General features: G+C 62.9%; 27 protein-coding genes. 14 read left to right on the forward strand and 13 right to left on the reverse strand.

Going from position 1 to position 25,959, the window contains the following annotated elements:
* Positions 1-96: 96 nt before the first annotated feature.
* From L0U82_RS03675 to L0U82_RS03690, 4 genes are all read left to right on the forward strand, one after another.
* Complete coding sequence (locus L0U82_RS03675; protein ID WP_233828576.1) at positions 97-900, forward strand: ABC transporter substrate-binding protein; 804 nt, start codon at positions 97-99, stop codon at positions 898-900.
* A gap of 116 nt (positions 901-1,016) precedes the next feature.
* Positions 1,017-2,078: an amino acid ABC transporter permease gene (locus L0U82_RS03680; protein WP_233828578.1), complete on the forward strand. Its 1,062-nt coding sequence runs from the start codon at positions 1,017-1,019 to the stop codon at positions 2,076-2,078.
* A 10-nt stretch (positions 2,079-2,088) separates the two neighbouring features.
* Positions 2,089-2,832 carry an amino acid ABC transporter ATP-binding protein gene (locus L0U82_RS03685; protein WP_233828580.1) on the forward strand — a complete coding sequence of 248 codons (744 nt, stop codon included), beginning with the start codon at positions 2,089-2,091 and terminating at the stop codon, positions 2,830-2,832.
* A 37-nt stretch (positions 2,833-2,869) separates the two neighbouring features.
* Positions 2,870-3,553, forward strand: a complete 684-nt coding sequence (locus tag L0U82_RS03690) for a class I SAM-dependent methyltransferase (RefSeq protein ID WP_233828582.1) — start codon at positions 2,870-2,872, stop codon at positions 3,551-3,553.
* Positions 3,554-3,598: 45 nt separating this feature from the next.
* Here the strand turns inward: L0U82_RS03690 and L0U82_RS03695 are convergent, their stop codons facing one another.
* The 3 genes from L0U82_RS03695 to L0U82_RS03705 all read right to left on the reverse strand — a co-directional run bounded on the left by L0U82_RS03695 (position 3,599) and on the right by L0U82_RS03705 (position 6,101).
* Positions 3,599-4,369, reverse strand: a complete 771-nt coding sequence (locus L0U82_RS03695; protein WP_233828584.1) for an SDR family oxidoreductase — start codon at positions 4,367-4,369, stop codon at positions 3,599-3,601.
* 75 nt (positions 4,370-4,444) lie between these two features.
* Complete coding sequence (locus L0U82_RS03700) at positions 4,445-5,299, reverse strand: alpha/beta fold hydrolase (protein WP_233828585.1); 855 nt, start codon at positions 5,297-5,299, stop codon at positions 4,445-4,447.
* 106 nt (positions 5,300-5,405) lie between these two features.
* Positions 5,406-6,101, reverse strand: coding sequence for an alpha/beta fold hydrolase (locus tag L0U82_RS03705; protein WP_233828586.1), 696 nt, complete (start codon positions 6,099-6,101; stop codon positions 5,406-5,408).
* A 367-nt stretch (positions 6,102-6,468) separates the two neighbouring features.
* Here L0U82_RS03705 and L0U82_RS03710 point away from each other — a divergent pair, with 367 nt between their 5' ends.
* Together L0U82_RS03710 and L0U82_RS03715 are read left to right on the forward strand one after the other, a co-directional pair.
* Positions 6,469-6,696 (forward strand): hypothetical protein, encoded by a 228-nt coding sequence (locus L0U82_RS03710; RefSeq protein WP_233828587.1) that lies wholly within the window; start codon positions 6,469-6,471, stop codon positions 6,694-6,696.
* Positions 6,697-6,730: 34 nt separating this feature from the next.
* Positions 6,731-7,228, forward strand: coding sequence for a CPBP family intramembrane glutamic endopeptidase (locus tag L0U82_RS03715; protein ID WP_233828588.1), 498 nt, complete (start codon positions 6,731-6,733; stop codon positions 7,226-7,228).
* 85 nt (positions 7,229-7,313) lie between these two features.
* Here the strand turns inward: L0U82_RS03715 and L0U82_RS03720 are convergent, their stop codons facing one another.
* Positions 7,314-8,078, reverse strand: a complete 765-nt coding sequence (locus L0U82_RS03720) for a ParA family protein (RefSeq protein ID WP_233828589.1) — start codon at positions 8,076-8,078, stop codon at positions 7,314-7,316.
* A gap of 250 nt (positions 8,079-8,328) precedes the next feature.
* The gene (locus L0U82_RS03725) at positions 8,329-9,279 is read right to left on the reverse strand and encodes a LysR family transcriptional regulator (RefSeq protein WP_233828590.1); all 951 of its coding nucleotides are present in this window, start codon (positions 9,277-9,279) and stop codon (positions 8,329-8,331) included.
* A gap of 127 nt (positions 9,280-9,406) precedes the next feature.
* Between L0U82_RS03725 and L0U82_RS03730 the strand changes: the two genes are divergently transcribed.
* Positions 9,407-10,828 (forward strand): aldehyde dehydrogenase family protein, encoded by a 1,422-nt coding sequence (locus L0U82_RS03730; RefSeq protein WP_233828592.1) that lies wholly within the window; start codon positions 9,407-9,409, stop codon positions 10,826-10,828.
* A gap of 39 nt (positions 10,829-10,867) precedes the next feature.
* On the opposite strand, the gene L0U82_RS03735 is transcribed toward L0U82_RS03730, so the two are convergent.
* Positions 10,868-11,764 (reverse strand): SDR family NAD(P)-dependent oxidoreductase, encoded by an 897-nt coding sequence (locus L0U82_RS03735; RefSeq protein WP_233828594.1) that lies wholly within the window; start codon positions 11,762-11,764, stop codon positions 10,868-10,870.
* A 61-nt stretch (positions 11,765-11,825) separates the two neighbouring features.
* Positions 11,826-12,578 carry an SDR family oxidoreductase gene (locus L0U82_RS03740; RefSeq protein ID WP_233828595.1) on the reverse strand — a complete coding sequence of 251 codons (753 nt, stop codon included), beginning with the start codon at positions 12,576-12,578 and terminating at the stop codon, positions 11,826-11,828.
* A gap of 115 nt (positions 12,579-12,693) precedes the next feature.
* Here L0U82_RS03740 and L0U82_RS03745 point away from each other — a divergent pair, with 115 nt between their 5' ends.
* Positions 12,694-13,620: a LysR family transcriptional regulator gene (locus L0U82_RS03745; protein ID WP_233828596.1), complete on the forward strand. Its 927-nt coding sequence runs from the start codon at positions 12,694-12,696 to the stop codon at positions 13,618-13,620.
* Positions 13,621-13,747: 127 nt separating this feature from the next.
* Here L0U82_RS03745 and L0U82_RS03750 read toward each other — a convergent pair whose 3' ends face one another.
* The 3 genes from L0U82_RS03750 to L0U82_RS03760 all read right to left on the reverse strand — a co-directional run bounded on the left by L0U82_RS03750 (position 13,748) and on the right by L0U82_RS03760 (position 16,506).
* Positions 13,748-14,158 carry a DUF302 domain-containing protein gene (locus tag L0U82_RS03750; RefSeq protein ID WP_233828597.1) on the reverse strand — a complete coding sequence of 137 codons (411 nt, stop codon included), beginning with the start codon at positions 14,156-14,158 and terminating at the stop codon, positions 13,748-13,750.
* A 134-nt stretch (positions 14,159-14,292) separates the two neighbouring features.
* A complete protein-coding gene (locus L0U82_RS03755) occupies positions 14,293-15,468 on the reverse strand; it encodes an ABC transporter substrate-binding protein (protein ID WP_233828598.1) in 1,176 nt (391 codons plus the stop codon).
* Positions 15,469-15,564: 96 nt separating this feature from the next.
* Positions 15,565-16,506: a CysB family HTH-type transcriptional regulator gene (locus tag L0U82_RS03760; RefSeq protein ID WP_233828599.1), complete on the reverse strand. Its 942-nt coding sequence runs from the start codon at positions 16,504-16,506 to the stop codon at positions 15,565-15,567.
* A gap of 226 nt (positions 16,507-16,732) precedes the next feature.
* Here L0U82_RS03760 and L0U82_RS03765 point away from each other — a divergent pair, with 226 nt between their 5' ends.
* The 6 genes from L0U82_RS03765 to cobA all read left to right on the forward strand — a co-directional run bounded on the left by L0U82_RS03765 (position 16,733) and on the right by cobA (position 23,111).
* Positions 16,733-18,412: a nitrite/sulfite reductase gene (locus L0U82_RS03765; protein WP_233828600.1), complete on the forward strand. Its 1,680-nt coding sequence runs from the start codon at positions 16,733-16,735 to the stop codon at positions 18,410-18,412.
* A 22-nt stretch (positions 18,413-18,434) separates the two neighbouring features.
* A complete protein-coding gene (locus L0U82_RS03770; protein WP_233828601.1) occupies positions 18,435-18,995 on the forward strand; it encodes a DUF934 domain-containing protein in 561 nt (186 codons plus the stop codon).
* Entirely contained in the window at positions 18,992-19,747 is a 756-nt protein-coding gene (locus L0U82_RS03775; RefSeq protein ID WP_233828602.1) for a phosphoadenylyl-sulfate reductase, read from the forward strand. The genes L0U82_RS03770 and L0U82_RS03775 overlap by 4 nt, the downstream gene beginning before the upstream one ends.
* A 107-nt stretch (positions 19,748-19,854) precedes the next feature.
* Complete coding sequence (gene cysD / locus L0U82_RS03780) at positions 19,855-20,817, forward strand: sulfate adenylyltransferase subunit CysD (protein ID WP_233828604.1); 963 nt, start codon at positions 19,855-19,857, stop codon at positions 20,815-20,817.
* Positions 20,818-20,841: 24 nt separating this feature from the next.
* Entirely contained in the window at positions 20,842-22,158 is a 1,317-nt protein-coding gene (locus L0U82_RS03785) for a sulfate adenylyltransferase subunit 1 (protein ID WP_233828605.1), read from the forward strand.
* An 80-nt stretch (positions 22,159-22,238) separates the two neighbouring features.
* Positions 22,239-23,111, forward strand: coding sequence for a uroporphyrinogen-III C-methyltransferase (cobA, locus tag L0U82_RS03790; RefSeq protein ID WP_233828606.1), 873 nt, complete (start codon positions 22,239-22,241; stop codon positions 23,109-23,111).
* A 73-nt stretch (positions 23,112-23,184) separates the two neighbouring features.
* Here the strand turns inward: cobA and L0U82_RS03795 are convergent, their stop codons facing one another.
* Genes L0U82_RS03795 through lptF form a run of 3 tightly spaced genes read right to left on the reverse strand, consistent with a single transcriptional unit; the run spans position 23,185 to position 25,846 of the window.
* The gene (locus L0U82_RS03795) at positions 23,185-23,565 is read right to left on the reverse strand and encodes a sirohydrochlorin chelatase (RefSeq protein ID WP_233828607.1); all 381 of its coding nucleotides are present in this window, start codon (positions 23,563-23,565) and stop codon (positions 23,185-23,187) included.
* Between the two features lie 31 nt (positions 23,566-23,596).
* On the reverse strand, positions 23,597-24,745 hold the full coding sequence (lptG, locus tag L0U82_RS03800) for an LPS export ABC transporter permease LptG (RefSeq protein WP_233828608.1): 1,149 nt from the start codon (positions 24,743-24,745) through the stop codon (positions 23,597-23,599).
* A gap of 3 nt (positions 24,746-24,748) precedes the next feature.
* Positions 24,749-25,846, reverse strand: a complete 1,098-nt coding sequence (lptF, locus tag L0U82_RS03805) for an LPS export ABC transporter permease LptF (RefSeq protein ID WP_233828609.1) — start codon at positions 25,844-25,846, stop codon at positions 24,749-24,751.
* Between the last annotated feature and the right edge of the window lie 113 nt (positions 25,847-25,959).

Consider the following 25,959-nt stretch of genomic DNA (forward strand, 5'->3'; position numbering starts at 1 on the left):
GTGCCCACAATTGAGGAGAATAACGTGACGACAAGCAGCATGCCTCTCGCAGAAAAACGTACAACGTGGCTTCATCGGGCGGCGGTGTGCGTCGCTTTGAGCGCCATCACCGCCAGCGCATTCGCCGCGCAGGATTTTGGCAAATGCGAAGTCACCGGACAGAAAGGCTCGGTCAAATTGCAGACGGTGGTTCCGGGCACGCTGTCGGTGCGGCCGGTTCTCGGTGTGCCGGGCTGGTGGAATGGCGACTCGCTCGACACGATCAAGGACGGCTTCGAGTACTGCATGGCCGCCAACATGGCGTATCGCGCGGGCCTCGACCGTGTGGAACTGGTGAGCCGTTCGTTCCAGCAGATTCTGACCGGCAAATCGGACGGATTCGATATCGCGCTGAGCGAAATCACGATCACCGAGCCGCGCAAGCAGGTCGTGAATTTCACCGAGCCGTACTTCAATTCCGATCAGGGGATTCTGGTCAAGGCCGGCACCAAGGTCGACAAGAAGAATCTCGCCAGCCTTCGCTATGCGGTTGAGCGGGGCACCACCGCTTACGATTACATCGTCCAGAACGTGAAGCCTACCGAGCAGCCGAAGGTGTTCAACGATCCGCCGTCGATGTACACCGCGCTGGCCGCGGGTCAGGTCGATGCGGTGATCTACGACACGCCGAACGTGATGCTGCGCGCGAAGAATTCGAATGGCGCACTGGAAGTAGTCGGCCGTTTCGATACCGGCGAAAAATGGGGCGGCCTCGTCAACAAGGATTCGCCGAATCTGGCGGCCTTCAACCAGTTGATCGCGGGTATGAAGAAGGACGGCACGCTGGACAAGCTGAGCGCCAAATATCTGACGCCGGAACTCGGCGCGGATCCGACCAAAGTGCCGGTGCTGAACCCGTAAGCGACACAACCCGGCATTCAACCCAACGAGCCTGAACCATGAGCAATGCAACACGACCGACGAGCGACATCATGCCGAGTCCCACGGGCAATGGGCGCCGCTTAAGGATGGGGGGCATGCCCTGCGTGCCCACATCACTGCTGCTCGCCTCGATCGCGGCGGTCGCTGTCGTCGTGGCGGGAAGCTGGTACACGGTCGCGGTGATGCGCGCATCGTTCCTCGCTGCTAATTTCGGTGGCGCGTGGGTCAATGCGCTCGCCGTGGTTCTCGCGTTGCTGTCGATCGTGGTCGTGTTGCCGGTGGTCCGGGCGCTCAAAGCGTGTGGCCGGATTCGCGACGCAGTGTCGCGTCGCGATGTCGCGGAAGCACGCGGTGCGCGTTCGGACGCTCGGGACCAGTGCTTCATCGCGTTAGGCTACGCGTTGGCGCAACTGGTCATCGTCGTTGTCTGCCAGTTCTTTCTGGTCAACCATCAGGCGGTCGCCAAGACGTTCTTCGCGGTGCCCCTGATGGTGAAGACATTCCCCTTGGTGCTCGCCGCGTTCTGGATGAACATCAAGATCTCGATCGTCACGGAAGTACTCGTGTTGATCTGGGGGTTGATCGTCGCGCTCGCGATGTTCGCGCCCGGTATTGCGGGCAAGCCGGTTCGTCTGATCGCCACCGCGTATGTCGATATCTTTCGCGCGGTGCCCGCGGTGCTGGTGATCTATCTGGTCGGTTTCGGCATTCCGCTGACCGGCATCCCCGTGCTGAAAGATTTTTCGCTGACGGTATTCGTGATCGTCGCGTTGACGTTGACCGTGGGCGCCTACGTCGCGGAGATTTATCGCGCCGGCATCCTGAGCATTCACTGGAGTCAGAACGCCGCCGCGCGTTCGCTCGGTCTGTCGCACTTTCAGACCTTGCGCTTCGTGATCGTTCCGCAGGGCATCCGGCAGATCATTCCGCCGCTGCTCAATTCCTTTATTTCGTTGCAGAAAGATACCGCGCTGGTGTCGGTCGTCGGCGTGATCGACTCGTTCAATCAGTCGATGTTGATTGCTTCGAATTACTACAATCTTTCCGCGGTCAGTACCGTGGCGCTGCTTTTTATCATCGTATCGATTCCGCAAACGAGATTCGTCGAGCGCATGATGCGACGCGACCGCGCGCGCATGCGTGCCGGCGAAGCCTGAGGGAGACTCCATGTCGTTTATCGATATTCGCGACATTTCGAAATCGTATGGCGAGGTGCCGGTGATCAAGCGCCTCGCGATGACGGTCGACGAGCACGACGTCGTGTGCCTGATCGGTCCGTCCGGGTCGGGGAAGTCGACGCTGCTGCGCTGTATCAACGGCCTTGAATCGATCGATGGCGGCGAGATACTGGTGCATGGCGATCGCATCACCGGTCCTGGTGTCGACGTGGATGCATTGCGTCGCGACATCGGCATCGTGTTTCAGGGCTATAACCTGTTTCCGCATATGAGCGTGCTGGAGAACGTGACGCTCGCGCCGATTCGCGTGCTGAAGCAGAACAAGGACGAGGCCGAAGCACGTGCGATGACGCTGCTCAAGCGCGTTGGCCTCGAGCATAAGGCGAAGGAATATCCGGACCGGCTATCGGGCGGACAGCAGCAGCGCGTCGCGATCGTGCGCGCACTCGCGATGGATCCGATGGTGCTGCTGCTCGATGAAATCACGTCGGCACTGGACCCCGAACTGGTGTCCGAAGTGCTGAACATCGTGCGCGATCTCGCGAGCGAGGGCATGACGATGCTGCTCGCCACGCATGAGATGGGCTTCGCGCGCGAGGTGTCGTCGAAGGTCTGTTTTCTGTGCGATGGCGCCGTGTACGAGGAAGGACCGCCGGAACAGATCTTCGGCGATCCGACGCGCGACAGAACGCGCGCGTTTCTGAAGAGCATCCGCGAAGCCAAGCGGATTTGAGCGCAACGGTGTGTGAACCGGTGAGCGAATCTACGTGATGGCTATCGACCCGCTTAGCGACGGCAAGATCGTCGACTCATGGAAGCGCAATGCGTCGCCGTGGATCAACGCGGTGCGTGCCGGAGAAATCGAAAGCCGGCGCTTGATCACCGATCAAGCCGCGCTGGACGCGATACTCGACTGCAAACCGGCGACCGTGCTCGATCTGGGCTGTGGCGAAGGTTGGCTGGCGCTTGCGTTGCAGCAGCACGGAATGTGCGTGACGGCGGTAGACGTGGTGCCCGAACTGGTGCGCGCGGCGACCGCGGCTGGCGTGATTGACGCCAGGACGCTGTCGTATGAAGACATCGCCACCGGCCGGCTCGAACTGAAGACCGATGTCGTCATCTGCAACTTCTCGCTGCTCGGCAAGGAGTCGGTAGACGGCTTGCTGCGCGCGATGCCGATGCTGCTTCAACCCGACGGCTCGTTGATCGTGCAAACGCTGCATCCGCTGATGGCCTGCGGTGATCTGCCGTATGTCGACGGCTGGCGCAGCGGTTCATGGACGGGGTTCGGCGACGCATTCACCGATGCCCCGCCGTGGTATTTCCGCACGCTGCAGACATGGATCGAGTCGATGTCGGCGAGCGGACTTGCCGTTCGCGAGATGCGTGAGCCTTTGCATCCGCGAACCGGCCGGCCCGCATCGGTGATCTTTCGCGCGCAGGTGCGCCGCTAACTTGTCGTTAGCGTCTGCGCCAGCGCACGCACGCGGCTTCGACGATCACACCGATTTCACTTCTCCGCCGTCCATCCGCAACGTGGACCCCGTCATCCACCGTGCGGCGGGCGACACGATAAACGCCATCAACTCGGCAATTTCCTCCGGCGTGCCGTACCGCGTGATGCCGGCCTCCGCGGGAAACTTCGCGGTCGCCTCTTCGACGGTCATGTTGTGCAGCGGCGCCCAATGTTCCAGATACGATTTGCGGCGCCCCGTCATCACAGCGCCGGGCAACACGCTGTTGACCTGCACGCCATCGGTGATGCCGCGATCCGAGAACGCCTTCGCGAGTGCAACGATCGCCGCGTTGATCGTGCCCACCGCCGCATAGGGTGCCTTCGGAAACAGCGCCGAATTGCCCGACATCAATACGACCGACCCTGACGATGCTTTCAGCGCGGGCCATGCTGCGATCGTCAAACGTCGCGCGCCGTGCAGCTTCAACGCGAGGCCGTTGTCCCACTGCTCGTCGGTCATTTCGAGGATGTCGATTTGCGGCACCGCGCCGGCGATGTTCAGCAACGCGTCGATACGCCCGAAGGTCGCGAGCGTCTCTTCGACCACTTTGCCCGCGGCGTCGGGCCGGGACAGATCGAGATCGAGTGCGAGTGGCGTCGCGCCGGCTTTCGCGACCTCGGCGGCCGTCTGTTCGAGGTTTTCGCGGTTGCGCGCAACCAGCACGATCGACTTGAAATCGCGTGCCAGTCTGATCGCGGTCGACCGGCCGATACCCTGGCTCGCGCCAGTCACGATAGCTACGTTTGCGGACATTTCATTTCTCCTTGTAGGAAGGACAGGTTCGATTCAATCAACAGTCGAGTTGTTTGCTGAACATCGCACCGCGCGTCAGCGAATCAGAAAGCCGCTAATGGCCTCGGCGATTTCGGCCGCGTGGGTTTCCAGCGCGAAATGGCCGGTATCGAAGAAGCGCACGACCGCTTGCGGCATATCGCGACGGAATGCTTCGGCACCCGGCGGCAGGAAGAACGGATCATTCTTGCCCCATACCGCGAGGAACGGCGGTTGATGCGTGCGGAAACACTGCTGGAACGCCGGGTACAGTGCGACATTGCTTTGATAGTCGCCGAACAGATCGAGTTGCACGTCGTGCGCGCCGGGGCGGTTCAGATAAAACTCATCGAGCGAATAGCCGTCGGGCGACACCTGCGTCGCATCGCTGACACCATGCGTGTATTGCCATACGGTCGTGTCATGCGTGAGTAGCGCACGCAACGCGTCGCGATTCGCTTGCGACGGGTCCTGCCAATACGCGCGAATCGGATTCCAGCCATCGCTCAAACCTTCTTCGTAGGCGTTGCCGTTCTGCGAAATGATCGCGGTGATGCGCTCGGGATGCTTCAGCGCAAGACGAAAACCTGTCGGCGCGCCGTAATCGAACACGTACACCGCGTAACGATCAAAGCCGATCACTTCGGTGAAGCGGTCGATCACGTTGGCGAGGTTGTCGAACGTATAGGCGAATTGATCGCGCGACGGCATGTCGGACAATCCGAAGCCGGGCAGATCCGGCGCGACGATATGAAAGCGATCCGCCAGCTTCGGAATCAGATCGCGAAACATATGGCTCGAACTTGGGAAGCCGTGGAGCAGCAGCAGCTTCGGCGCGCCGGCTCGACCGGCTTCGCGGTAGAACACCTTGAACTGGTCGACGTCGGCATAACGATAGGCGATGGATGACATGATTTCTCTCTCGATGACGATAAGTTGATGCGGCTGTTGAAGCGGCAATTGATGAAAGCCGTCTGGCAGGTTGTGGACTGAAGGATCGAAACGTTGGCGATGAGCCTCAGCGCGCCGATATCGCGTGGACCGCGTCGACGATCACGTTCGTCACGATCTGCGGCGCGGTAACGAGCGGCGTGTGATCGACCTGATGCGAATGCAGGTGCGCGTTCATCCGATCCGCCATGAAGTGCTGAGTGTTCGGATCGATCATCCGATCCTGTTCGGCAATCAGATACCAGCTCGGCGTATCTCTCCAACCGGGTCTGCCGACCGCCTCGCCGATACATGCCACCGAGATCGGGCGCTGCACCGCAGCGAGCACCGCCAATTCTTGCGGCGTGGCGTCCTGCGCGAATGCGGCCGCGAAGTCGGGTTCTGCCAGCCAGATGCGGCCGTGCCGATCCGGCGCCAGCTTTGGTGCCTGCGAATGCTGCTCGCCGCGATAGAACACGTCGCCGACCGTTTCTCCTTCGTCGGGCGCGAGCGCGGCGATAAACACCAATGCTTCGATTGCGTCGGATCGCGCCGCGCCAATTACCGCACCCGCATACGCATGGCCCGCGAGCACGACCGGCCCGTCGATGCGCTCTAGCGTCTGTTCGAGCGCGGCCACGTCGTCGGCGAGCGACGTCAACGGCAGCGGCGCCGCGATCGCACGGATGCCTTGCGCACTCAACTGGTCGATCACCTTGCTCCAGCTCGAGCCGTCTGCCCATGCGCCATGCGCGAGCACCACATTCACGTTACCTGGATTCATTTCGCTGCTCCTTCGATCGTAGTGGGTTTCTGGTGTGTAACCGTTAAAACGTTGATGAGAAGGTTACTTATTCGAGTGGTAACTTGTCAAGATGATTTTTAATGGTTACAAAATCCGGCCACTGGTTGATGGAGAAAGGACGGGGGGAATCAACGACCGGAGGGGGCAGTGAGCGAAGCCGGTGGCGTAGGGACGAGACCTGATCGCAACGGATGCGGGCTCAAGAGAGCGGAGAGAGCGAGAGTTAGACGAGAGGGAGAAACCCGCCTGAGCAAATAGCCGAGGCATCGCTGCCTTACTTGCGATCCGCGTAAGATAGCCGACAAATCAGTAAGCTTCAGACCTTCTTCAGCCGGGAATAAAAACAATGGATACCGCGCTTGCCCTGTTTCTTCGCTTGTCCGGCCAACTGGTATTGAACGGCCTGTTCGCCGGCGTTGGCTGGCTTTCTCTGAAGCTGATCACGCTCGGACGGTATCCGACATTTGCGCGCAACTCGCGGGACTGGCACGACTTCGACACGATGGCTTTTCTGGGGGCGGTCGAAACGATTCTGTTCGTGTGCGCGATGGTATGGCTTCGCGGTTCGGTTTGAACTAACACAATCACGACAAAGCGAGAGCATCCCAATGCTAGTGGCATCTGATACCTACGCACACAAACTCAAACGCTGGCTATTCGAATTACCGACGATAAAACTGATCGTACTCGCATGGGTGAGTTCGTACGTCGTCGCACTGCCGCCCGTTCTTTACGCGAATTTTGTCACCTCCACGCAGAGTTTCGGCGGTCCCGACATGGGCAAGCACGCGATCGTCAAGATGATCGTATTTGGGTGCATCGTAGCTCCGCTGATCGAGACGACGATCAATCAATGGGCCTGTCTGCGCTTATTGAAGCGATTCCGTTGTGCAACGGGTATCGCAATCGGCATTTCGGCGCTGATATTCGGGTTGGGGCATTACTACAGCGCCGCATACGTCGTGATGGCGACGCTGATCGGCGCGATTCTGGCGACGGTGTTCGTCATCGAGGACACGCGCAATGGGCATCCGTTTATCGCCACATTGGCGGTGCATGTGCTGCGTAACGGCGCGACCACATTGCTGGTGCTGTTCGCGCGGTAAAGACACAACAGCATCGCGAGATCGTCGGCGAGCGAATGTCGTTAGCAGTGCGCTCGCCTGATCTGGCTACCTCGCCGCGCTTCGGCTATTCGCTCAGTTCGCGATACAAAGCCCGATATTCGTGCGCGAGCTTATGTCCCGGATCGAGATGAATGACCGGCGTCGCCTGCTGATGCGATTCGCGAATCTTCACCGACGACGACAGTCGCGACGCCAGCACCGGCAAGCCTTCGCCGACGAGTTCGTCGACCAGTTTCTGCGGCAGGCTCGCACGCGGCTGGAACTGGTTGATGACGATCCCTTCCACTTCGAGCGCATCGTTGTGATCCTGGCGAATCTCCTTCACGTTTTCGAGCAGCGTATAGAGCGCGCGACGCGAAAAGTCGTCGCAGTCGAACGGAATCAGACAACGCTCGACCGCGATCAGCGCGGAGCGCGTGTAGAAATTCAGCGCGGGCGGCGTGTCGATATAGATCGCGTCGTACATATCGAGCTCGTTCAATGCATCGCGCAGCTTGTAGATCTTGTAGCGTGATTCCAGCTTGCCGTGCAGCGTATCGAGATCGGCATGAGCGGGCATCACGTCGAGATTCTCGAACCGCGTCGGATGAATAAAGCTGGTGGCTTCCACCGGTTTGAAGCTGAACGTCAGCGCAGTTTCGAAAAAACCGGCGACAGTCGGATCGATTTCGCTTGCCTGCGGCCCGAGCAGGTATTGAGTTGAATTCGCCTGAGCGTCCAGGTCGATCACTAGCGTGCGCAGGCCCTCGCTCGCACTGACGGCCGCCAGGTTGCAGACGATGGTCGATTTGCCCACACCGCCTTTCTGATTGAATACAACGCGCCGCATGTTCTCCCCTTGAGCGAAGCTGTCCGAAAGAAGTGCAGCATACCTGAGTCGGGTGACGGCAATGGGGGCGCGAGGCCGTTTTTGCGGTGAGCGGCATCGCGTTGCGCGAGCGTAAGCGCGAGGTGCCGGGCCGCGCTCGCCGGTCGGTCCGGTCGATCCGCGCATGCCGCTCGCGCGTTGCCGCGAACGGGGCATATCACCGGCTGTCGCACCAGCTCATATCGGACAGCAGCGCAGCGATATCCGCCAGTCAGCGTCGCGCACGCTGTGCGACCGGTGCGCGACGTGTCTTTTTCCGCGTCGCCTTTTGCGCGTCCGCATATTCGCGAATCATGTCGATCAGCGCGCGCAGCCCCGCCGGAATATGGCGCCGGCCGGGGTAGTACAGGCATAGTCCGTCGAGCGGCGGCGTCCAGTCTTCGAGTACCCGCACCAGCGTGCCGGCCTGCAGGTCCGCGTTGACGTTCCATTCGGTCAGATACGCGAGGCCGAGGCCGGCGCGCGCGGCGTCGAGCATCAGGTGGGGATCGTCGAGCGTCAGCGCGCCGTCGCCGTCGACGCGCAACGATTCGCCGTGCCGCTCGAATTCCCATTGATAAATGGAGCCGCTCGGCATCCGGCTGCGGATGCATCGATGCGCGGCGAGATCCGACGGTGTGCGCGGCAGCTTGTGCTGTGCGAAATACGCTGGGCTGCCGACCACCGCGAAGCGCTGCCGGTCGCCGAACGGCACCGCGATCATGTCCCGCGGCACGAGCTCCATCAGCCGGATGCCGGCATCGAAGCCTTCGACGACGATATCGATCAGGCGTCCTTCCGTGACGATGTCGAGCTTCATCTCCGGATAGCGTTCCAGAAACGCGATGAACACCGGCATCACCTGCCTGATCGCGCCCGCCGACGTGTTGATGCGCAACGTGCCCGACGGCGTGTCGCGAAAGCTGCCGGCCTGTTCGAGTGCCTCGCGGATGGTCGACAACGCGGGCGCGACCGTGCTGACGAACTGCGCGCCCGCTTCCGACAGCGATACGCTGCGCGTGGTTCGATTGAATAGCCGCACGCCGATGCGCGCTTCGAGCGCGGCGACCGCATGACTCAGCGCGGAAGTCGACACGCTCAGTTCGCTGGCCGCGCCGCGAAAACTGCGATGACGCGCGACGGCCAGAACGGCTTCGAGTTCAGTCAGGCCGGAGGTTTTCACGAGGTTTTGATTATCCTGAATCGTTCAACAGGTCATGTTGGATTGTACGGCTATTCGGCTCAATCGCGATCGCCTATTCTGCGTGCATCACACGACGAACCTCCCGACTTTCGCGAACGGACGAACCATGCAAATCATCGACCAGATCTATATCGACGGCGCCTTCGTTACGCCGCACGGCGACGAGCTTTTCGATCTGTTCAATCCATCGACGGAGCAGGTGATCGGCCGCGTGCGTCTCGCCGATGCCGAGGATGCGCGCGTTGCGATCGCGGCCGCAAAGCGCGCCTTTCCTGCGTTCTCGCGCACGAGCAAGGCCGAGCGCATCGACATGCTGAAGCGCATGCACGCGGCGGTGGTCGCGAAAGAGGATGAACTGTTCGACGCGATCGTCGAGGAATACGGCGCGCCGGTGTCGCGCGGCCGCTGGATGGCCCGTCACGCGAGCGACGTGCTGCTCGAAGCGGTGAAGGTCCTCGAACACTATGCGTTCGAGCGTCGCGCCGGATCGGCGCAAGTGGTGATGCAGCCGCTTGGCGTGGCCGGCCTGATCACTCCATGGAATAGTGACGCGGGTTTTATCTGCGGGAAGCTCGCGGCCGCGCTCGCCGCCGGTTGCACGGCGGTGATCAAGCCGAGCGAGATGAGCGCGCTGCAGACGCGCGTCGTCACCGAGGCGCTGCATCAGGCGGGGCTGCCGGCAGGGGCGTTCAATATCGTCACCGGGCGCGGCGAAACCGTGGGCGCCGAGATCAGCGCGCATCCGGATATCGCGAAGCTGTCGTTCACCGGTTCGACCGCGGTCGGCAAAACGATCCTGCGCACCGCGGCGGAAACGCTGAAGCGCGTAACGCTGGAACTCGGCGGCAAGTCGCCGATGATGATCCTCGACGACGCCGATTTCGACGAAGCCGTTCCGCTTGCGCTGCAGGCCGGTTTCATGAACAGCGGCCAGGCATGTATCGCCGGTACGCGGATTCTGGTGCCGCGCTCGCGGCTCGTGGAATTCGAAGCGAAGATCGTCGCGGCCGTCGCGCAGGTGAAGTCCGGCGATCCGCGCGATCTCCACACGAGCATCGGCCCGATGGTGAGCCGGAAGCAGTGGGAGCGCGTGCAGCGCTATATCGGCATCGGTATCGATGAAGGCGCGCGGCTGATTGCCGGTGGTGAGGGTCGTCCTGATGGCGTCGACGCGGGCTGGTTCGTGCGTCCGACGATCTTCAGCGATGTGCGCAACGACATGACCATTGCGCGCGAGGAGATTTTCGGCCCGGTGCTGTCGATCATCGCGTACCGCGATACCGAGGATGCGATCGCGATTGCCAACGATACGCCGTATGGATTGCAGGCCTACGTGTGCTCAGCCGATACGAAACGGGCGAGCGCGGTGGCGGCGCGAATCGAAGCGGGGCGCGTGCTCGTGAATACGCTCGCGCATGAACCGGCGGCGCCGTTCGGCGGCTTCAAGCAATCGGGCATCGGCCGTGAATACGGTGCGTTCGGGTTGGAGGCGTTTGTCGAACCGAAGGCGCTGCTGGGCACGATGTGACCAGGCAGCGCCTGCGGATATGCGAGCCGTCGCGCGTTATCAATACGAACGCGGTGTCAGCAGCTCGGACATGCCGACCCGATGCAGCATCTCGGCCCTGATGCGGTCGAGCACTGCGAATCCGACATCCGCGCCGTCCTGAGTCGGATCGACGTGCACGCGGAACGGACGCTTGCCGAATGGCGCATCGACGATATCGACGATGGCCTGCGCGACGAGCGACACATCGGCATCCGGCGGCACGATCGCGGCAAAGGCCTTCTGGATGCGCTCGGCGAGCCCGGCGTTCGGTCCGTTCTCGTACGCGTCGAGCACGCTGGCGTCGGCGGGATGGCCCGCGTGCTCGAAGTGGTTGGTGCCCGACGTGAACGCGCCCGGCACGATGATCGAGGTTTCGATGCCCCAGCCCGACAGCTCACGGGCGTACTGAACCGCGATCGCGTCCATCGCCGCCTTCGCCGCGAAATACGGTGCGAGGTACGGCGGCGTGCCGCCCGCCGAGCTGCTGCTCGACACCCACGCGACGAGGCCGCGCTTCTGCTTGCGCATCTGCGGCAGCACCGCGCGGTTCACGCGCTGCGTGCCGAGCACATTGCTGTCGTACAGCTGCGCGTATTGCTCCGGCGTGAACGCCTCGGCCGGGCCGAAGGCCATATGGCCGGCGTTGTGCACGATCACGTCGATGCGGCCCGTGTCGGCGATCACCTTCGCAATCCCTGCGTCGACCGATTCCTGCGACAGCACGTCGAGTTCGACCGCGCGCAGATCGACGCCATGTTGCCGTGAGAACTCCGCCATCTGCGCGACGGCCGGTGCATTGCGTGTCGTCGTGGCGCGCATCGACGCGTAGACGGTGTGGCCGGCTTTTGCCAGTGCTTCGGCGGCGAGGCGCCCGAAACCGCTCGACGCGCCGGTGATAACGATGACCTGTTTCATGATCAGCTCCTTGTTTGCATTGAATGCTGGATTGATTCGAGGTTGGCGTTCGGTGACGTGATCAGATAATTCCGCCGTTCGCGCGCAGCGTCTGGCCGTCGACCCAGGAGGCCGCGTCACTGACGAGGAACGACACCACAGCTGCGATGTCTTCGGGCTGGCCGAGACGTTCGAGCGGCGGCATTTTGGCGAGGCGTTCGACCTGCTCGGGCGTCTTGTCCTTCAGGAACAGATCGGTAGCGGTCGGTCCGGGCGCCACGGCATTCACGGTGATGTTCCGGCCGCGCAGTTCCTTCGCGAAGATGTTGGTCATCGTTTCGACCGCGGCCTTGGTCGCGGCGTACACCGAGTAACCGGGCATCGCGAGCGCTTTCATGCTGCTGGAGAAGTTGACGATGCGGCCGCCGCTGCGCAGCTTCTTCGCCGCGACGCGCAGCGTGTTGAACGTGCCCTTCAGGTTGATCGCGACGATGCGGTCGAACAGCGCGTCGTCGGTATCGACCAGCGACACCAGGCCCGGCTGCATCACGCCGGCGTTGTTGACGACGATATCGACACCGCCAAACAGCGTGACGGTCTGATCGAACAGCGCGGCGACCTGCGCCGGCACGGCGACGTCGGCCTGAATGGCGGCCGCGCGGCCACCCGCTGCTTCGATCGCGTCGACGACAACCTGTGCGTCCGCCGCGCGGCCTGCGTAGTTGACGACGACGGTGATGCCGTCCGCGGCGAGACGCTTGGCGATGGCTGCGCCGATACCGCGCGATGCGCCCGTGACGATGGCGACTTTGGAACCGTTGGCTTGGGTGCTCATGGTGACTCTCCTTTCGACTGGGGCTGGGTGGTGGGTGATGCGATGGACGTATCTTCTCGCCAGCCGGGATTAGACGGTAGCCGCATGACCAACATATCGGTTATGCTTGGAGCGTATGACCCCATTCGACGACCTCGGCCTGCTTCGCGCGTTCGTCGCCATCGTGGAGAGCGGCAGCATCTCCGCGGCGGCGCGCAAGCTGCGCCTGACCCAACCCACGCTGAGCCGCCAGTTGCGCGCGCTCGAGGATCTGTGCGGCGCCTCGCTGCTGCGGCGCGACACGCACCGGATGAGCGTGACCGACGTCGGGCATCAACTGCTCGCCGACGCCGAGGCGCTGCTGTCGCTCGCCGAAGAGTCGGAGCAACGTCTGCGCAGCGACCAGACCGCGCTGAACGGCACGATCCGCGTGTTTTCGACGATCGATTTCGGGCAGTCCGTCATTAGTCGGTTGATCAGCAGCTTTATTCAGGCGCATCCGGGCGTGCGGATGGAGCTGGGCTATTCGAATCGCCCGGTGCGGATGATCGAGGAGGGCAGCGATGCGGGAATTTTCGCGGGGGCGATGAACGACGACCGGGTGGTCGCGCGGCCGCTCGGCGAGATCAGGCGTTACGTGGTCGCGTCGCCTGCGCTATTGAAGGATCACAAGATTCCCGGCAAGCCCGAGGATCTGGCCGCTTTGCCGTGGATCGGCCTGTCCGGCAGCCAGTTCGGCGGGGTGGGCGAGATCACGCTTCATTCGGGCGCGGCGGAGCAGGTGCTGCGGGTGGAGCCGCTATTCGTGACCGAAGGGGTGACGAGCATACGCGAGTCGGTGCGCATGGGGCTCGGCATTGCGGTGCTGCCGGAATGGCTGATCGACGAGGATCTGACATCGGGACGCCTCGCGCGGGTCTTGCCGAAATGGCACGCGAAGCCGCTGGCCGCGCAGATCATCTATCCGGCGCAACGGCGGGTGCCGTTGCGGGTGCGGACGTTTATCGACTTTGCGACGGAGTACATGACGACGGTGTTGAAGCCGCGTCATGCTGACGGCTAATCAATCGACGTCGACGCATCATGTTGATGCGCGCGGTGCTGTTCGTCGCGGCTTCAAAAGGCTGCTGCGCCGCGCGCAGTGCATCGAACGGGCGGCGCGCCGTGAGCCGCTTACGCCGCTGAGAGCGTTAGCGCGAGGCAGCATCCACGAGGGCAGCCACGCCGCTGACCGGCTTCACCAGTTCATCCGGAAGACCGTGGCGCTGGCGCAGATAGTCGGGCGAGTTGAACGACAGCGATGTGCGGCCGTCCGCGTCATCCCACACCAGCACCTTCAGCGGCAGATCGAGCGCGGAGGTCGGCGCGAATTGCATCAGCGGCGTGCCGGCTTTCGGATTGCCGAACACCAGCAATTGGCTGAATGGCATCGTGAGCCCGGCGCGTTCGGCGTCGCCGCTGAAATCGATGCGGGCGAACAGCGTCAGCCCGCGTTCCCGAATCAGCGTCTCCAGCCGCTCGGCCGTCGCGGGCCCCGCGTGCGCGCTTGCCACGGTGACGATGCCTGTGCCGGCGTTCTCTGCAATCGAAGCGGTGGTCATGATTTCTCCTGGATGGATCGGGTGCGTGTGCCGTCACGCCCCTTGGCTCGCCGCGCGCGCGGTAGTTCCGGCGCAATGGGTCAGTTCAGTGTAGGCGCTGGCGCGGGCATCGTGCCCACGCCTCGCCGCATCCGTCACTGGCTCAGATAAACGAACTTCCCGTTTTTGATCGTGCCCATCACGCTCGCGCGCTGGTCGAGCCCCACGTGATCCTGCGGGCTCGTATTGACGACGCCGTTCGGCACCACCAGCTCATGCGCGTGCTCGAGCTCGTTGCGCAACGCGACGCGAAACGCCGGCGTGCCCGGCTGCGCGGTCTTCAGCGCCCGCGCAACGGCGTCCTGCAAACGCGGATAGACACCCGCGGCGTCGCCGGCGAACTGCGTGACACTGCCCGGCCCGTACTTCGCTTCATATTCGTTGACGAACGCGACTGCCGCCTTCTTGGCCGGATGATCGGCCGGCAGCGTGCGCGCGACGACGACCGGCTGCGTCGGGAACAACGTGCCTTCCACGTCCTTGCCGCCGAGCTTGATGAATTCCGGCGTCGCGATGCCGTGCGTCTGATAGATCGGCCCCTTGTAGCCGTGCTCGATCAGCGTGCGTTGCGGCAGCACCGTCGGCGTGCCCGCGCCGGCGATCAGGATCGCGTCGGGCTTCGCGGCCATCAGCTTCAGGATCTGGCCGGTCACGCTCGCGTCGGTGCGGTTGTAGCGCTCGGTCGCGACCAGTTTGATATGGCGCAGTGCCGCGAACTTGCTGAATTCATTGAGCCAGCTTTCGCCGTAACCGTCCGCGAAGCCGATGAAGCCGACCGTCTTCACGTTGTGGTTCGACATATAGCGCGTCATCACGTCGGCCATCGCGCTGTCGGTCTGCGCCATCTTGTAGGCCCACACCTTCTTGCCTTCCTGCGGTTCGACGACGCTTGCCGAGCCGATCAGCGTGATCATCGGCGTCTGGCTTTCGGCGACCGGGTCGAGCGCGGCCATCGCGGCCGGCGTGATGTTCGGGCCGACGATCACGTCGACGTGGTCCTCGTTGATCAGCTTGCGGATATTGCGCACCGCGTTGCCGGGGTCGGATGCGTCGTCGAGGAAGATGTAATCGGCTTTCTGGCCGGCGATCGTCGGCGGCCACATCAGCATCGCGTTCTTGCTGGTGATGCCGATCACGGCGGCGGGCCCGGTGTTCGACAGATCGATGCCGACTTTCAGGTCGGCATGCGCGGCGCTCGCGACGAGCAGCGCACCGGCGCCGGCCGCGAGGCCGCGCAGGGTTTTCCGAAGCTTATTGTTATGTGACGTCATCAGAAGGTCTCCATGGCGAGAGGCGAGGTTCAGGCGTTGATACAGGCTGCGGTGCAAGAGGGATCCACACGGACCCCGTTCAGATCACAGTTCGGATCACAGTTCATAAGTTTCGTGTTCGCCTTTGAGCGCCTGTTCGATCAGCTTGCGATTCAGGCTCGGCGACAGCAGTTCGACCAGCGTGTACACGTAGCTGCGCAGATACGCGCCCTGTTTCAGCGCGACGCGCGTCACGTTGCTGCCGAACAGGTGGCCGACCGGCATCGCGCGCAGGTGGCGGTCGCGCTCGGCATTGAACGCGATGTCGGCCATAATGCCGACGCCCAATCCCAGCTCGACGTAGGTCTTGATCACGTCGGCGTCGATCGCCTCCAGCACGATGTCCGGAAGCAGCCCGCGCAGACGGAACGCCTCGTTGATCTTGGTGCGGCCGGCGAACGCCTGGTCATAGGTAATCAGCGGGTATTGGGTCAGATCGTCGAGCGACAGCAGCTTGCGCTCGAGCAGCGGATGGTCCGGCTGCATCACCGCGACGTGGTGCCACTGGAAGCAGGGCAGCGACACCAGATCCTTATAGTTGGAGATCGCCTCGGTCGCGATCGCGAGATCGGCCTGGTCGTGCAGTACCATCTCGGCGACCTGGGTCGGGCTGCCTTGCAGAATTGAAAGGTGAACCTTCGGAAAGCGCTTCTTGAATTCGGCGATTGCGGCCGGCAGCGAGTAGCGCGCCTGGGTATGGGTCGCGGCGATCACCAGATTGCCCTGGTCCTGCGCCGCGTAGTCCTTGCCGACGCGCTTGAGGCTTTCCACCTCCTGCAGGATGCGTTCGATCGACTGCAGGATGATGCGGCCGGGTTCCGTCAGCGAGCGCACGCGCTTGCCGTGCCGTGTAAAGATTTCGACGCCCAGTTCGTCTTCCAGCTCGATGATCGCCTTGGAAACGCCCGGCTGGCTGGTAAATAGGGCCTTGGCTGCTTCGGTGAGGTTGAAATTCTGCCGCACCGCCTCGCGGACGAAGCGGAATTGGTGCAGGTTCATATATAACCTCGCCGCATATAAAAAGAATTTTTTAGTCGTTTGAAATATAAGGCGAGTTTATTACGATCTGTCCAACTTTTTCAATATGGATATCTGTATTTGTCATAAGCAAATAAGCGAAGGGTCTAAACGCTTGTCTGCCTGAGTTGACCAACACAGATATTCGAGCCGCGACGAAACCGGATCGTCGTGTGTCACGCAAAGTTTCGAAAATTGGGGTCCCCGAATGTACCAATACGATCAGTACGACCAGACCATCGTCGATGAACGGGTTGCGCAGTACGCCGATCAGGTTCGCCGCCGCTTGTCGGGCGAATTGAGCGAAGAGGAGTTCCGTCCGCTGCGTCTGCAGAACGGTCTGTACTACCAGCGCCATGCTTATATGCACCGCATCGCGATTCCGTACGGCAACCTGCGCAGCGACCAGATGCGCATGCTCGCGACGATCGCGCGCGAACACGACCGCGGCTACGGCCATTTCTCGACGCGCTCGAACATCCAGTACAACTGGATCAAGCTCGAAGAAACGCCGGAAATCCTGCGCAAGCTCGCGTCGGTGCAGATGCACGGCATCCAGACTTCGGGCAACTGCATCCGCAACATCACTGCTGACCAATTCGCCGGCGTCGCGCCGGACGAAGTGGTCGATCCGCGCCCGTGGGCCGAAATCCTGCGCCAGTGGTCGACGTTCCACCCGGAATTCGCATGGCTGCCGCGTAAGTTCAAGATCGCCGTGTCGGGTTCGAAGGAAGACCGCGCTGCCGTGCAGATCCACGACATGGGCGTGTATCTGAAGAAGAACGAGCAGGGCGAACTGGTGGTCGACATCCTCGCGGGTGGCGGGCTGGGCCGCACGCCGATCGTCGGCGCGATCATCCGCCGCGATCTGCCGTGGCAGCATCTGCTGACCTACTGCGAAGCCGTGCTGCGCGTGTACAACCGCTACGGCCGCCGCGACAACATGTACAAGGCGCGGATCAAGATCCTCGTGAAGGCGCTGTCGCCGGAGAAATTCGCCGCGCAGGTCGAAGAAGAGTGGCAGCACCTGAAGGACGGTCCTTCGACGCTGACGCAAGCTGAAGTGGACCGCGTCGCGCAGTACTTCGTGCCGCCCGCTTACGACAAGCTGCCGGATACCGACGCATCGTTCGAAAAGCATCTGCTGGAAAACCGCGCGTTCGCGCGCTGGGTCGAGCGTAACGTGCGGCCGCACAAGGTGACGGGGTATGCCTCGGTGACGCTGTCGCTGAAGCCGACCACGATCGCCCCCGGTGACGCAACGGATACGCAGATGGAAGCGGTCGCCGACTGGGCCGACGAATACTCGTTCGGCCAGATCCGCGTATCGCACGAACAGAACCTGATTCTGGCCGACGTGAAGAAGCGCGACCTGTTCGCGGTGTGGGAAAAGGCCAGGTCGCAGGGCTTCGCGACGCCGAACATCGGCCTGTTGACCGACATCATTGCGTGCCCGGGCGGCGATTTCTGCTCGCTCGCGAATGCGAAGTCGATTCCGATCGCGTTGGCGATCCAGGAACGCTTCAACGATCTCGACTACGTGTACGACCTCGGCGACGTGTCGCTGAACATCTCGGGCTGCATCAACGCGTGCGGTCACCACCACGTCGGCAACATCGGCATTCTGGGCGTCGACAAGGACGGCTCCGAGTGGTACCAGGTGACGCTCGGCGGCGAGCAGGGCACGGGCGCGACCGGCGCGCATCTTGGCCGCGTGATCGGCCCGTCGTTCTCGGCGGAAGAAATGCCGGACGTGATGAGCAAGGTGATCGACACCTTCGTGGACAACCGCCAGGAAGGCGAGCGTTTCATCGATACGTACAGCCGTATCGGCATCACCCCGTTCAAGGAGCGCGTGTACGCCGCGCGTCAACCGGCTCACGCGTAACCGCGCAAAGGATACTGAACAGATGGCTTCTATCATCAAGAATCGCGCGGTCGTCAACGACGACTGGACGCTCGTGCGCCCGGCCGAAGACGGTACGCTGCCGCTCGTCAGCGAACTGCCGGCCGGCAAGGTGCTGGTGCCGCTCGCGCTGTGGCAGGTCGAACGCGATGCGCTGGTCGCGTCGCGCGGCGCCGCTGAAATCGGCGTGTGGCTCGCGCCGGATAACGAACCGGCGGACATCGCCGCGGATTTCGACAAGCTTGCAGTGATCGGCGTGGATTTCCCGGTGTTCCGCGACGGCCGCGGCTACAGCATCGGTCGCCTGCTGCGCGAGCGCTATGGCTACAAGGGTGAACTGCGCGCGATCGGCGACGTGCTGCGCGACCAGGTCCGGCTGATGTTCCGTTGCGGCTTCGATGCGTTCGCGGTACGCGCCGACAAGGACATCAACGATGCAATGAAGGCGTTCGACGATTTCACCGTGCAGTACCAGGGTGGCGTGGATGTGCCGGCGCCGCTGTTCCGCCGTCGCGCGGAACTGGCCGCTGCGCAAAACGCTGCCGCGGGCAAGGTTACGGCATGAGCACCGTTCAGTCGCTGAGCCCGGAACTGGCCGCGAAGATCGAGCGTCTCGACGCGCTGCTCGATTCGATTGCCGCGCGCCACGCGAACGTGAAACTCGCGAGCAGCCTCGCCGCGGAAGACATGCTGCTCACGCACGCGATCCTGTCGCGCGGCGTGAAGATCGGCATCTTCTCGCTGAACACCGGCCGTCTGCACGCGGAAACGCTCGGCATGCTCGAACGCGTGAAAGCGCGCTATGGCTACGACATCGAACAGTTTCATCCGCAGGCCGCGGCGATCGAGCAGTATGTGAGCGAGCACGGCCTGAACGCGTTTTACGAAAGCGTCGATCTGCGCAAGCGCTGCTGCGAAATCCGCAAGGTCGAGCCGCTGAACCGCGCGCTCGCCGACGTCAGCGCGTGGGTCACGGGCCAGCGTCGCGAGCAGTCGGTTACGCGTGCCGAACTGCACGAGGAAGAGCACGACGGCGCGCGCGACATCGCCAAGTTCAACCCGCTCGCGGACTGGACTGAAGCCGAGGTCTGGGATTATCTTAAGACGTTCGATGTGCCGGTCAATCCGCTGCACGCGCGCGGTTATCCGAGCATCGGCTGCGAGCCGTGTACGCGCGCGATCCGCCCCGGCGAGGACAGCCGGGCGGGGCGCTGGTGGTGGGAGTCGCGTGACACCAAGGAATGCGGCTTGCATATCACGGCGATTACCCCGATCTCGTCGATTGCGGCCGAGCCCAGCGAAAACACGTCGGCCTGAGCGCCGCGCATCGAACTTCCGGCCGAGCCGAACGCCGCCGATACCGATTTGAATACAACTGCCCGCGCGAGAAGCGTCTGCCGGGCAGTACCAACGAAGGACACGCTATGAGCACCACGCTCGATTCGACTGTCAACGCCCCGCTTGCCAACACGGCCAACCGGATGGATCACCTCGACTGGCTCGAAGCCGAGTCGATCCACATCCTGCGCGAACTGGTCGCCGAATGCAGCAAGCCGGCGCTGCTGTTTTCGGGCGGCAAGGATTCCGTGGTGGTGCTCGCACTTGCGCTGAAGGCGTTCGGTCTCGGTGCGAATCGCAAGACGCAGCTGCCGTTCCCGCTCGTGCATATCGACACCGGCCATAACTACGACGAAGTAATCGACTTCCGCGATCGCCGCGCGAAGGAAATCGGCGCCGAACTCGTGGTCGGTCACGTCGAGGATTCGATCAAGCGCGGCACCGTGCGTCTGCGCCGCGAAACCGATTCGCGCAATGCCGCGCAAGCGGTCACGCTGCTGGAGACGATCGAGCAATACGGCTATACCGCGATGATCGGCGGCGCGCGCCGCGACGAAGAAAAAGCCCGCGCGAAAGAGCGCATCTTCTCGTTCCGCGACGAATTCGGTCAGTGGGACCCGAAGGCGCAGCGCCCGGAGCTGTGGAGCCTGTACAACGCGCGTCTGCATAACGGCGAACACCTGCGCGTGTTCCCAATCTCCAACTGGACCGAACTCGACGTGTGGCAATACATCGCGCGCGAACAGCTCGAACTGCCGTCGATCTACTACGCGCACCAGCGCGAGATCGTGCGCCGCAACGGTCTGCTCGTGCCGGTCACGCCGCTCACGCCGATGCGCGAGGGCGAGACCAGCGAACAGGCGCTGGTGCGCTTCCGTACCGTCGGCGACATCAGCTGCACGTGCCCGGTCGAAAGCGACGCCGACGATGTCGAGAAGATCATCGCCGAAACGGCCGTGACCGAAATCACGGAGCGCGGCGCGACACGGATGGACGACCAGGTCTCCGAAGCCGCGATGGAACAGCGCAAGAAGCAGGGTTATTTCTAAGCACACGACGAGGGCATTTGAATCATGAGCGGTATCCATCAACCAGAAGACCTCGGCGTGCTGCGTTTCATCACCGCGGGTAGCGTCGACGACGGCAAGAGCACGCTGATCGGCCGCCTGCTGTACGACAGCAAGGCTGTGTTGAGCGACCAGCTTTCGGCGTTGTCGCGCGCAAAGAACAAGCGCACCGTCGGCGACGAAATCGATCTGTCGCTGCTGACCGACGGCCTCGAAGCCGAGCGTGAGCAGGGCATTACGATCGACGTCGCGTACCGTTACTTCGCGACCGCGAAGCGCAAGTTCATCATCGCCGACACGCCGGGCCACGAGCAGTACACGCGCAACATGGTGACGGGCGCGTCGACCGCGCACGCGGCGATCATCCTCGTCGACGCAACGCGCGTGACGTTCGAGAACGGCCTCGCGCAACTGCTGCCGCAGACCAAGCGCCATAGCGCGATCGTCAAGCTGCTCGGCCTGCAGCACGTGATCGTCGCGATCAACAAGATGGACCTCGTCGACTACAGCGAAGCACGCTTCAACGAGATCCGCGATGCGTATGTCGAACTCGCGCGCCACCTCGGCCTCGAAGACGTGCGCTTCGTGCCGGTGTCGGCGCTGAAGGGCGACAACATCGTCACGGCCAGCGAGCGCATGCCGTGGTACGCGGGCGAGCCGCTGCTCGATGTGCTCGAAGCACTGCCGGTCGAAACCGCCGGCGGCGAAGCGCTGCGCTTCCCGGTGCAGTGGGTCGCGCGTCAGGACGGCAGCCAGGCCGACGATTTCCGCGGCTACATGGGCCGGATCGAATCGGGCGAAGTGAAGCTGGGCGACACGATCGTCGTGCTGCCGGCTAACCGCGAGGCGACGGTCGCCGAGATCATCGCGCCGGTGGTCGGCGGCACCGCGCAGGTGGATCGCGCGTTCGCCGGTCAAACGGTGACGATCCGTCTTGCCGAAGACGTCGACGTGTCGCGCGGCGATACCTTCGTGCTGCGTGCCGGCGCGCCGGAACCGGCGAAGAAGCTCGAAGCCGACCTGTGCTGGTTCGACGAGACGCCGCTGTCGACGCAGCGCAAGTATCTGCTGAAGCAGACCACCAACACGGTGTTCGCGAAGATCGGCGCGATCAGGGAAGTGCTCGACGTGCATACGCTGTCGCAGGCCGTCGATCGCAAGGAACTGGCGATGAACGACATCGGCCGGGTCGCGCTGACGCTGCAGAAGCCGGTCGTTTGCGACGCGTACGATGCGCATCAAGGTACCGGCGCGTTCGTGCTGATCGACGAGGCGACGAACCACACCGTCGCTGCCGGCATGATCCGCGCTTATTCCGCGTAAGTGCGCGGCGTAGTTGCGTAAAGGCGTGTGCAGGCGACGCATTGCGTCGCCTGCACACGCCAACGAACAGGTTGATGTAAATGGGTAAGGTTTATCTGATCGGCGCAGGGCCCGGTGCCGCGGACCTGATTACGGTGCGCGGCGCGCGTCTGCTCGGCGCCGCCGATGTCGTGCTGCACGACGCGCTGGTCGAGCCGGCGATGCTCGACTACGCGCCACACCACGCGAAGCGTATTGCGGTCGGCAAGCGCTGCGGACAATTGTCGACGGCCCAGCAATTCATCAATAAGCAGATCGTCGATGCGGCGCTGGAGCATCAGCTGGTGGTGCGCCTGAAGGGCGGCGATCCGATGCTGTTCGGCCGCGCCGACGAGGAAATGCGCGCGCTCGAAGCCGCGGGCATCGAGTACGAAGTCGTGCCGGGCATTACCGCGGCGCTGGCGAGCGCGGCATCGCTGAAGCGCTCGCTGACGTTGCGGGGCGTATCGCGCAGCGTCGCGCTGGCCACTTTCAGCCGCGCGCCCGGGTCGGACGAAATCCGCGAGCAGGTCAACGCGGATTCGCTGGTGTTTTATATGGGACGCGATAGTGGCGTCGAGATCGCGCGGCAGCTGATCGATGCCGGCAAGCCGGCGACGACGCCGGTCGCGATCGTCGAAGCATGCAGCACCGAGCGCGAACGCATGCTCACGCTCACGCTCGACGAACTCGCTGCTGGCGAAGCACAGCGCTGGCTCGATGCGTCGCAGCCTAGTCTGTTGATGATCGGGGAAGCGTTTGCCGAGCGGCAGGTCGAGGGCACGCGTTCTGCGGGCGGTTTGCTGGTCGCGGCCTCAATTTCTCGAGCTGAATTTCGCGAGTTTTACCGAGGCTTTTCTGATCGGCCGTCGCGCGGTGCGGCGGCCGAACATCTCTGCACACCGCGCAAAGTAGCCCAGCCGCTTATGCGGTGACCGTCGGGCTCTTCAATTCCGAAATGGCTTGTCTGCAGCGACAGCAGTGAACGCTGCCGTCGGCGGCACGGTATCAAACCTGCCGCAAACAATACTGCGCTAGCGCATCGAGTACCGCATCATCCTCGCCGGCCGCGACCGCGCAACGAATCTCGACAGTGGGATGGGCTGCGCGGCACTGATCGATGATCGCCGGCAAATCTCTCCTGACATGGCCGCCTTGTCCGAAGAACACCGGCACGACGGTAATCGCATCGCACCCTTGCGTCGCGAGCTGCGTAACGGCGGTGGGCAAATCAGGCTCCATCAACTCGAGAAACGCGAGCACGACCGCCTGCGCTTCCCCCGTCGATGCGCGCGCCGCACGCAGCTTGTCGGCGAGCCGTTCGAACGGCTCGCGCCAGCGCGCGTCGCGCGCGCCGTGGCCAAACAGAATCAGTCCGTGCATAGCCATCGCGTCAGCTCCCGATGCCCATAGCGCCGCTTTAGTGGCGGTCCACCCACTTCAACCCGACGAGCCCCAGCACCAGATAGACGAGCCCCGGGGTTGCCGCCGTCAATGGCGCGGGCCACGTATTGAGCGTGCCGATGTGCGAGAACAGCGTGTTGAACAGCTGGAAGCTCATACCGAGCATGATGCCGCCGAACACCTTCACGCCGACCACGCCGGCGCGCGTATGCAGATACGCGAACGGCAGCGACAGCACCAGCATCACGAACACCGCGAACGGATACAGCAGCTTGCGCCACAGCGCGATTTCATAGCGCTGCGTGTCCTGATGATTCTCGGTCAGATGCTGGATATAGCGGAACAGGTTGAACATCGACATGCGGTCCGGCGACACCAGCAGCACCGACAGGATCTGCGGCGTCAGTTCCGAGCGCAGCGAGTACTCGGGCAGCGTCACCTGGTTCGCGCGATAGACCGGGTTCAGCGCATCGGTGGGCGTGCCCGTGGGAGGGGGCACGTCGATCAGTTGTGTATCGGTCACGCCGGTCAGCAGCCAGTGGCCCGGCGGCTGATAGTGGCCGCTTTGGGCGATGCGCACGTTCGACAGCCGGAACTTCGAATCGAACTCGTAGATGCGCACGTTGCTGATCGTCGCGTCGGGCTTCAGCTCGCCGACGTTGACGAAGCGCGTGACCTGCTCGCCGTCGGCGCGCTCGGTCAGCGTGTCCTTGACCCACACACCCGACTGGAAGTTACTCGACACCGACGAACCCAGCGCCTCCAGCCGCACGCGCTCGGACAGTTGATCCGTGTAAGGGCCGACCACTTCGCCGATCAGATAGGTGACGATCACGAGCGGAATGCCGATCTTCAGCAGCGAGCGCAGCGCCTGATTGGTCGCGAGGCCCGACACGCGGAAGATCGTGTATTCGGAGTTCGCCGCCATCTGCGCGAACACGTAGATCGCGCTGATCAGCGCCGCGACCGGAATGATCTCGTAGAAGCGCGACGGCGTTTGCAGCGCGACGCGCAGCACCGCGTACTGGAATTTGTAGTTGCCGTGGCCGACCGAATTCAGTTCGTTGATCAGATCGAAGAAGAAGAACAGACCCGAAAACGCAAACAGAATGAAGATGAACGTGAGATAGATCTGACGCGCGAAATACCTTTCATAGATGCGCATCGGTCAGGCTCCCTGCGAACGGCTGAACATCGCGCGCGTGAACAGCGGCCGGTTGCGCACGCGCAGCCAGAAGATGAACGCGACGATGCCGAGGACGATGATGTGCAGCACCACGAGCCCGACGCCGAACGACAGCTTGCCCTGCTCGATCCACGCCTGCACGACGTTCAGCAGATTCGAATACGTCAGGTAGATCAGCACGGCCATCACGAGGTTGATCGTGCGGCTGCGCCGCGGGTTCTGGTGCGCGAGCGGAATCGCGAGCAGCATCAGGTTGATTGCGATCAGCGGCAAGCCCGCGCGCCACGCGAATTCGGCGAGATTGTCCCGCGTGGGATTGCGCAGCAGCGTCAGCGTCGGCGTACCGGTGGTGGTCGGCGTATTGATGACGGGCTGGCTCTGGATCTTCACGCCGTAGCGCTCGAACTCCATGATGCGGAAATCGGGGTGACTCGGCTCGCCGTCGTAGCGTCGGCCGTTCTCCAGCACGACGAAGCGGTCGCCGTTCTTGTGCGTTTCGACGTGGCCGGTCTTCGACACCACCACGTTGACCTTGCCGCCTTCGGTGCTGGTGACGAACACGTTTTCGACGCGCCCCTGGTCGGGCGACATTCTCTCGATGAAGAACACGCGGTGCGTGGTCGGCGATTCGCGGAATTGCCCGGGAGCCAGCAGCGAAACTTCGTCGCGCTGCTGGAAGCGCGCGCGGATCAGCTTGCTCTGCTGGTTCGACCACGGCCAGCCGACGAACACGAAGAACATGATCAGGATGATGATCGGCGTGGCGAAGATGCCGATCGGCTTGATGAACTGCGTGAGACTCACGCCCGAGGACAGCCACACGACCATCTCGGAGTCTTTGTACCAGCGCGTGAGCACGAACAGGATCGACACGAACAGCGTGGCGACCAGCATGATGGCCAGATAGCCGATCACGGTGAGGCCGATCAGGACCAGCACGTCGCGCGGGTCGATCTCGCCCTGGGCCGCGAAGCCGACGATGCGGATCATCATCGTCGTCAGCACGAGCGTGAGGAGAACCATGAACACGGCGCCAGCCGTGTACGCGAGTTCGCGCTGGAGAGAGCGTTCGAAGATCATTAGTGATGACGAGAGGGGGCGCTCACGGCGGCGCGCGGGATGGTTCCCGTCACGCCTCCGGTGCAGCCGCCGCGGGAAAAATAGCGGATAATTGCGGCTTTCATCCTAAGCCC

This window comes from Paraburkholderia sp. ZP32-5, assembly GCF_021390495.1.
Taxonomy (GTDB): domain Bacteria; phylum Pseudomonadota; class Gammaproteobacteria; order Burkholderiales; family Burkholderiaceae; genus Paraburkholderia.